Raw genomic sequence first — 8,333 nt, forward strand, 5'->3', positions numbered from 1 at the left:
GAAAGGGAGAGGGGGAGAAAGGGAGAGGGGGAGAAAGGGAGAGGGGGAGAAAGGGAGAGGGGGAGAAAGGGAGAGGGGGAAATCGTTCCCCGTTATCAATTGTCAATTCTCAACGCGGCTAATTGCGCTTTGGCTTTGGAGAGGGACTCGAACCATTCTCGGGTGGGATCGCTGTCGGCGACGATTCCCGCCCCCACTTGTCCCCAGACGCGCCCCCGAGATACGAGTAAGGTACGAATGAGAATGTTGAGATCGAGGAATCCTCGGATGTCGAGATAGCCGCAGGAACCGTAAAACAAACTGCGACGAACCGGTTCGAGTTCTTCGATAATCTCCATACAGCGAACTTTCGGACATCCGGTGATGGTTCCGCCGGGAAACAGGGCGCGTATCAGATCGATCGCATCTCGAGATGTCTCCATTTCCCCAATTACGTTACTGACGAGGTGCATGACGTGACTGTAGCGCTCGATCGCCAGTAACTCGTTGACGCGCACGGAACCCCAACGACAAACGCGCCCGAGATCGTTGCGTTCTAAGTCCACTAACATAATGTGTTCGGCGTTTTCCTTGCGGTTGTCGAGCAGTTCCGCTTCTAAGGCTTTATCAGTTTCCGGGGTGTCTCCACGGGGGCGCGTTCCGGCGATGGGGCGCGTTTCGGCGATTCCGTCGCGCAGACGCACCAACCGTTCCGGGGAACAACTCACCACCGCACCCCACGGCGTATTCCAATAACTGGCAAAAGGCGAGGGGTTGATTTCGTGCAAGGTTTGATAGAGTTGCCAAGGATGCTGAGCGGTTTGTGTCTCGAACCGTAGCGAGAGGTTGGTTTGGAAGATGTCTCCGGCGTGAATGTAGTCTTTGGCGCGACGCACCATCGTCTCGTAATCTTTCTGGGAAGAGAGATAGGTAATTGGGGAATTCGTCGGCTGAGATTTCGGGAAAACCCACGCATCTTCGTCTCGGGTTTCCCATTGCTGCTGCATTTCGTCGAGTTGTTGCGGCGAGGAGGCGGCGAACCATAGGGTATCTTGGAGGCGATCGAGGATGGCGAAGCGTTCGGGTTCGTACCAATAGGCGACGGGAAAGGGAAGACGATCGCGGCGACGGTAGGGTAAACGTTCGATTTCCCAAGCGAGATCGTATCCCAACCATCCCAACCATCCGCCGATAAAGGGAAGGTGGGAAATGTCGGGATTGGGTTCTGGGGTGGAGTAGCGATCGCGCAAACGTCCCAAAAAGGGTAAAATTTCCCCGATCGCGGGGGTATAGAGTTGTCGTTTCCCCCCGAAAACCCGAGGGTTTCCCGCACAAATGGAAAACCGCGCCAGTTCGGGATTTTCGCAGCGAGTCGGACTTTCTAAGAGCGTGGAAATTTCGTCGCGGAGAAACAGGGCGCGAAAGACATCTCGGGCGGTGTGAGAGTGGAGGGAGAGCGATCGCCAAAACCAGGGAGTTCGCAAGGTCATCAAAACGCTAAAATTGGCAATTTACGACGTGGAATGATTAGTTATCTTAAAGGTTCGATCGCCAGCGTTGACGTATCGACACCCAATCGAACAATGCTGACTGTCGAAGTCAACGGAATCGGCTACGAACTGCAAATTACACCCCGCTTGGCGAGACGCCTTCCGCCGTTGGGGGAGTCGTTTCAAGTGTTTTGCGATTTGCAGCAACGCGAAGATCGTCCGGTTTTCTACGGCTTTGGAAGCGTCGCCGAACGAGATTTGTTTCGCCAACTGATTCGCGCTAGCGGTGTCGGTTCGCAACTGGCGTTGGCGCTTCTCGATACTTTGGAACTGTCGGATTTGGTACAGGCGATCGTCACGGGAAACCACCGCATTCTCTCGCAAACCCCCGGTGTGGGGAAGAAAACCGCCGAACGGATTTCGTTAGAACTTCGCAGCAAACTTTCGGAGTGGCGTCAGCGGGTGCAGTTGGAAACGGTTCCCGAAGCGGGGTTGACGGCGGAGATTCAAGAAGACGTAGAGATAACGTTGTTGGCGTTGGGATTCAGCCCCGAAGAGGTGATGAAAGCCATCAACGCTTTGGCGAAAGATGCGACATTTCGCGATCGCCACGACGCCGAGGCTTGGATTAAGCGAGCGATCGCCCTATTGTCGGCGTGATTTTCGGATTAGGGAAGCAAGGGAGCTTCTTCAGGGAAAAGGGAAGAGTGAAGAGGGAAGAGGGAAAAGTGAAAACAGGTAACAGTTTCTCTTCGTCTCCTCATTTCCTCATCGCCTCACCGCAACTCACGGAATTCAACCATTGGGGAAGAAACCGATCGAGCCACTGGTTGACGGCGACGGTGTGACGTCGGTATCCCCGTCGGTGGAGATGTCCCGATTGCGCTCCGGGTTGGCTGAGTTGGGAAGCGCCTGACACCAGCCATCGCGCGAGGATGCTGCGTGTCATTTCCGGGTGAAATTGAAAGGCGTAGGCGTTTTCGTAGCAGAAAGCTTGGTTGGGAAATCGTTCTCCGGTGGCGAGTCGTGTTGCGCCGGGGGGAATCTCGAACCCCTCGCTGTGCCATTGATAGACATAGGATAAATTCCCGAAGAGCGATCGCCCTTCTGGGGTGGCCTCAATAGGATAGTATCCTATTTCGACTAAATTATCGGGGTGGCGAGAGACGTTGACGCCGAGAACTCTCGCCAGCAGTTGCGCCCCTAGACAAATTCCTAAAAACGGCTTTCTCGAGTTCAAGGCGACGGGAATCCAATGCAATTCTTGGCGAATGTGGAGCAGTTTGTTATCGTCGTTGGCGCTCATGGGACCGCCGAAAACCACGGTGGCGCTGTGGCGATCGAGGGTTGGGGGAAGTGCTTGACCGACAGCGGGAATTCGCACGTCGAGATCGTAACCCATTTCTTGCAAGTACTCACCGACGCGGCCGGAATCGGAGGTGGGTTGGTGGACGATGACGAGAATTGGAAGTGGTTTCATGGGCAAGCGATCGCTGAAAGTTAGGGTTCGTTTTTTTAGGTCTAATTTATCTATTTTAGCTTAGTATTTTGCGGATCTTCTGAATTTAAGGATTGAAAAATGGCTGCGATCGCGATCGCTAAAATCCAAATCGTTTTATTCTTTTTTCAATGGGGTATTCTGAGTTTAAGGTGATAAGCTTATTTTATAATAAGTAAAATCCTTACTGTAGGGGCGTCATGGCAATGCGCCCTCGCCCAATTTTGCATTCAAAATAACAAATTACACCGCAATTTCCGAAGACCCTTTTAAATTTCAATAATTTAGACAATTTTCAGAAATTGAAATATACCAAAAAATATTTTTGCGATCGATAAATTTTGTTGGGCTTTCTTTAGATTATTCGAGCGATTGAATATCGTTCAACAGAACGATCGCTTCAATTATATTTTATGCTAAGAATTTTAAAACAGGAGCTGTTGAAGGAATCTAAACCGTGAAAACAGTATTAGTGACGGGAGCGAGTGGCTTTCTCGGATGGAATTTCTGCAAACTCGCCCGAAAAAATTGGCAACTTTCTGACGTACGCATCAGCGGAACCTATTACATCCATGCCCTTGACATAAAAGGGGTAGATATGATAAAGCTCGACCTCACAGACGAACGATCGGTACGCGAAATGTTCGAGACCGTGCGCCCCGACGCTGTCGTTCACACCGCTGCCGTATCGAGTCCCAACTTTTGCCAAACGCACCCAGATCTGTCTTACGCGGTCAACGTGAGGGCGTCAGTAACACTAGCGACAATCTGCTGCGATCGCTCGATTCCCTTCATCTTTACCTCCAGCGAACAGGTATTCGATGGCGAACAGTCCCCCTATACCGAAACCGACGCCGTTTGTCCGATAAACCTGTACGGCGAACACAAAGCGATCGCCGAACGGGAGATCTTACAACGTTACCCCATCGCGACCATCTGCCGAATGCCGTTAATGTTCGGTTGCGTTCCTCCAACGGCGAATAGCTTCATCCAACCGTTCCTGAGTGCGATGCGAGACGGACGAGAACTCAAACTCTTCGTCGATGAATTTCGTACCCCCGTCAGCGGCGATACGGCGGCGAAGGGATTGCTAATCGCTCTCGAAACGGGTATGGGTATCCTACACTTAGGGGGGCGAGAGCGGATTTCTCGCTACGAATTCGGACTACTGTTAAAAGAGGTTTTCCAACTCGAACAAGCCCGAATCGAGCCTTGTCGTCAAGCCGACGTTAAAATGGCTGCCCCTCGCCCTCGCGACGTCGCCTTAGACAGTTCCAAAGCCTACGCCCTCGGCTACAATCCGCCTTCACTGAAAACCGCCCTCTTAGAAATTCGAGGTAAAGTGTAAACAGACGGTACAAAACGACCGTCGGAAAGCCACATAGTAGGGTGCTTTGGCTTGCAGTATTTCCCAACAGCGAGGATCGATCGCCCGTGCGCTGCGCCCCAAACCTGAACGATGCCTAAATTCGAGCGTTTAGAGCCGATCGCCAATTCCATTCCGTCTGCTCGTGAAAATCCCTATCCTGTTTTACAAGTCAGCCGCGACGGAATTCTACAGTATGCGAATCCGGCCAGTTTAGCCTTGTTTGAGGGACGAGAGGACGCCATCGGCGATCGCGTTCCTCATTTGTGGCGAAGGGCGATCGCGACATCCATCGATACAGAAACGACACAAACCTTTGAAGTTCCCATCAAGCATCGCTGCTTTGAGTTTACCGTGGTTCCGAGTTCCTCCGACAGGGCGAACCTCTACGGCGTCGAGATTACCCAACGCCATCGCGCCGAACGCGCCCTACAAACGGCCAACGAACAACTTCAGCTCATGGTACAGCAGCGTACCGCCCGGTTGAAAAACAGCGATCGCGAACTGCAACTTCAGCTATGGGAACAGCTATCCCTCCAAAAACACCTTCACGAACGAGAACGCCAACTCGACGCCATTTTTCGCGAAGCCGCCATCGGAATCGCCCTGTTGGACGTTCGCGGAAACATCGTTCGCAGCAACCCCGCCTTACAAAGGATGCTCGGGGAATCGGACGTCACGTTTTCGGAAAAGTCGTTTCGAGAGTCCATCGCCTCGGGAGAATGGGAAGACGCCGTCAACGAAGCCTTGACGCGAGACAATTCACTCCCCAAAAAACTGGAACTGCGCTATCGTCACCGCAACGGTTCCACCTTCTGGGGAACGCTTACCCTGTCGGCGATTTACGACGAGAGCGATCGCGTCCAGTATCTCCTGGCGATGGTGGAAGACATCACCGACAGCAAACTAGCCCGAGATGCCCTACAGTTAACCCAGTTTGCCATCGATCGCTCCGCAGACGCCGCCTTGTGGATTTCACCCTCGGGAACCTTCGTCTACGCCAACGAAGCCGCTTGCGACGGGTTGGGATACCCCCAAACTCAACTGCTGACGATGCAGTTTTACCAGATCGCCCCGGATTTCGACCCTCGAGACTGGCCGAGTTTTTGGGAGAGTATTCGCACCTCCAAAACCTTCGCCTTTGAAACGCGGATGCAGCGTTGCGATGGCGAAATTTTTCCAGTGGATTTGAGTCTCAATTATATTGAATTTAACAGTCGTCAGTATATTTGTGCTTTTGTTCGCGATATCACCGAACGCAAACAAGCCGAAGAAGCCTTACGCACCGCCCAAGAGCGCTCCGAACGATTGTTATTGAATATTTTCCCCAAAGCGATCGCCAAAGACCTCAAACAGCGCATCAACGAATATCGTCAAGTGGGGGCGGCGATCGCGCAACGGTTCGAGGACGTTACCGTATTGTTCGCCGATATCGTCGGCTTTACGCAACTGTGCGCCAACAGTCCGCCGTCCGAGCTAGTCCGAATGCTCAACGAAATTTTCTCTGCTTTCGATCGCCTCACGCAAGAACGAGGACTCGAAAAAATTAAAACCATCGGCGATGCGTATATGGTCGTCGGCGGACTCCCCGAACGTCGAGACGACCACGCCGAAGCCGTGGCAGAATTAGCCTTAGCCATGACTAACGAAGTCTCGCGATTTAGCGCCCACACCGGAGAACCGATTATCCTACGGGTGGGAATTCATACTGGACCTGTCGTCGCTGGCGTTATCGGACTGAACAAGTTCAGTTACGACCTTTGGGGCGATACGGTGAATTTAGCCAGTCGCATGGAATCTCAAGGAATTCCCGGTTGTATTCAGGTGACGAGAGCCACTTACGAACGACTCCGCCATCGTTATGTGTTCGAGAAACGCGGGAAGTTATTTGTTAAAGGACGCGGCGATACGATCGCGTATTTGTTGAAAGAAAGACGGAGAAGTTGAAACGGGAAAATACTGGTTTTACCCAACCCGACAAGTCCCTCTATCCCCCAACCCCCCAACGCAGCGGGGGGCTAAGAGGGGATGTGGTGAAGACTCCTTGAAACCTAGCTTATCGGAAACGGATTCCGTATTACACTACGATCGCAATAGATTTGATGTAATTTTGTTGCAAAATTGGTTAAGTGTTGTAAATCAACGCCAGCGCACGACTGTCAATTGAAGTCACTGCATTTTAGACGACTTTCACTCTCGCAGAAACGATAAACTCGAGGGTTGCAGGAAGAAAGTCGTAAATCGATCGACCGCTATTTTGAGTCGTATGGCGAACCACAGTGGGCGATCGATAAACCTCGAATTACACCTCTATATCGTTATATCTAAACCCATAGATCGATCCTCGAACTCTGTCTGTACGATTACGTACTTAACTGAGTGTAGTCTTCCCCGAACCGAGCAAACGCTCGAACTCTCGCTGTACCACCCCATAACATTCACAAGCAGACGCTTCCAAACCCTGTCGATCGAGGATGGTAATTTTTCCCCGACTGTAGCGAATTAAACCTGCTTGTTGGAGCTTTCTCGCCGCTACAGTTACACCAGAACGTCGCGTACCGAGCATCGTTGCAATAAATTCTTGAGTGAGTAGCAATTCGTTTTGTTTGATACAATCTCGAACGGATAGGAGCCAACGCGCCAATCGTTTTTCAATGACGTGTCGGCGGTTACACACTGCATTTTGAGAGACTTGTGTAAATAGAGCTTGGGTATATAAAAGTAACGTCTGTTGTAACACGCCACCTCGATCGAACTCGCGTTTGAGAAGATCGGCATTCAGTTTCCACGCATCACCAGCAATCTGAACGATCGCAATATTGGATGTAAATTTACCTCCTAAAAATATCGGTAAACCTAAAACCCCTTCCGAACCAACTAAACCAATTTCTGTGGTTGAACCGTCTAACATTACCGACACTAAAGAAATCATCGATTTGCTGGGAAAATAAACTTTTTGGATCGGTTCGTAGGCTTCGTAAAGAACTTCTCCAACTGCCAAATTGACATACTCTAAATAAGGCGCAATACGACGATATCCTTCAGGAGGTAATGCCGCTAAGATTTGGTTGCTTAGGGTCACACACATAACTTCGTTTCGATTGCTTTCTTACTTAATGTGCTGCTCGATACATCCTGGTTTTGAAAAGATCGAATTTTGCTTTCTGATAGTTCAAGTAAAATCCTACACCGATCTTGCTAATCTCACGCTCAAAACGTAGCATTTTATGAATCAATTTGAAGTTTTGATAAAATTTCCTCTATCTGATTTCAGTCGAAACAACTCAAAACTTATTTTAGCTAAAAAAAGAAATCGATCGGGTTACAATCTTAAGACTTGTGTGGTGATTAAAAGTCTATTATCAAATGCCATATTAGTATATTGTACCATTTTCTAAAAAATAGAAGATTTACGACGCCGATCGACGACTCGATCGAAAATGCAAAACGATGGCACGACTTATCGAATAACATTAAGTTTCTAGGGAGCTTACTTAATTCAATCTTGTTTTGTTCCTTTATTGTACCTAGATTCATATTTTTTATCTGTACGATATCGTACATAAATAAAACGAACAAAAAAGAAATGAATTTTCAGAATCGTATAAATGGTTGCAATACTTTTATATCAGTTGTTGTAACCCGATCGAAAAATTGGGTGAATCTCATTTTTGTAAAAATATGACTTTGAGGTGGTTTGTGTTTCGGCGTCGCTCAACCCAACAACAGTTCAATTCAGTGCAGAGACGCCGATCTTATAAATTTACGTTTTTAAAATGCACCCAAAAAATCCGATGGAAATCGAATGGAATTAAGTAGGGATTACTGAGTAGGGCTTGCTGAATAAGTCTCCAGAGCGGATTCTGATGCCGTACAGCTTGCCCAATGGTCGTTTTGGACTCTAGCTTCCCAATTGAATCGGTAATCGCCGACGAAAATCCAAGGTTTTTGAGCTTCTCGATCGGAAAACCTTGCACCATTTTCTGAAAAAAAGTCCCAA

At 49.5% G+C, this 8,333-nt stretch carries 6 protein-coding genes; 3 read left to right on the forward strand and 3 right to left on the reverse strand.

Annotation, left to right across the window (positions count from 1 at the left end):
• Positions 1 to 95 precede the first annotated feature (95 nt).
• A complete protein-coding gene (locus POG22_RS01210; protein ID WP_498903150.1) occupies positions 96 to 1,469 on the reverse strand; it encodes an anthranilate synthase component I in 1,374 nt (457 codons plus the stop codon).
• A gap of 33 nt (positions 1,470 to 1,502) precedes the next feature.
• Here POG22_RS01210 and ruvA point away from each other — a divergent pair, with 33 nt between their 5' ends.
• On the forward strand, positions 1,503 to 2,129 hold the full coding sequence (ruvA, locus tag POG22_RS01215) for a Holliday junction branch migration protein RuvA (protein ID WP_063719530.1): 627 nt from the start codon (positions 1,503 to 1,505) through the stop codon (positions 2,127 to 2,129).
• Between the two features lie 100 nt (positions 2,130 to 2,229).
• On the opposite strand, the gene POG22_RS01220 is transcribed toward ruvA, so the two are convergent.
• Complete coding sequence (locus POG22_RS01220; protein ID WP_063719531.1) at positions 2,230 to 2,949, reverse strand: glutamine amidotransferase-related protein; 720 nt, start codon at positions 2,947 to 2,949, stop codon at positions 2,230 to 2,232.
• A 475-nt stretch (positions 2,950 to 3,424) separates the two neighbouring features.
• Here POG22_RS01220 and POG22_RS01225 point away from each other — a divergent pair, with 475 nt between their 5' ends.
• Positions 3,425 to 4,315: an SDR family oxidoreductase gene (locus tag POG22_RS01225; RefSeq protein ID WP_498903153.1), complete on the forward strand. Its 891-nt coding sequence runs from the start codon at positions 3,425 to 3,427 to the stop codon at positions 4,313 to 4,315.
• A gap of 111 nt (positions 4,316 to 4,426) precedes the next feature.
• Positions 4,427 to 6,280, forward strand: coding sequence for an adenylate/guanylate cyclase domain-containing protein (locus POG22_RS01230; RefSeq protein ID WP_063719533.1), 1,854 nt, complete (start codon positions 4,427 to 4,429; stop codon positions 6,278 to 6,280).
• 424 nt (positions 6,281 to 6,704) lie between these two features.
• Here POG22_RS01230 and POG22_RS01235 read toward each other — a convergent pair whose 3' ends face one another.
• A complete protein-coding gene (locus tag POG22_RS01235; protein WP_498903155.1) occupies positions 6,705 to 7,421 on the reverse strand; it encodes a Crp/Fnr family transcriptional regulator in 717 nt (238 codons plus the stop codon).
• Positions 7,422 to 8,333: the final 912 nt, after the last annotated feature.

It is taken from the genome of Geitlerinema sp. CS-897 (genome assembly GCF_028368005.1).
Lineage (GTDB): Bacteria > Cyanobacteriota > Cyanobacteriia > Cyanobacteriales > Geitlerinemataceae > Baaleninema > Baaleninema simplex.

What these genes read in the sequence shown, in the direction of transcription:
- ruvA (WP_063719530.1), top strand. Translation starts at nt 1,503, where the DNA reads ATGATTAGTTATCTTAAAGGTTCGATCGCCAGCGTTGACGTATCGACA.
- POG22_RS01235 (WP_498903155.1), bottom strand. Translation starts at nt 7,421, where the DNA reads ATGTGTGTGACCCTAAGCAACCAAATCTTAGCGGCATTACCTCCTGAA.
- POG22_RS01210 (WP_498903150.1), bottom strand. Translation starts at nt 1,469, where the DNA reads ATGACCTTGCGAACTCCCTGGTTTTGGCGATCGCTCTCCCTCCACTCT.
- POG22_RS01220 (WP_063719531.1), bottom strand. Translation starts at nt 2,949, where the DNA reads ATGAAACCACTTCCAATTCTCGTCATCGTCCACCAACCCACCTCCGAT.
- POG22_RS01230 (WP_063719533.1), top strand. Translation starts at nt 4,427, where the DNA reads ATGCCTAAATTCGAGCGTTTAGAGCCGATCGCCAATTCCATTCCGTCT.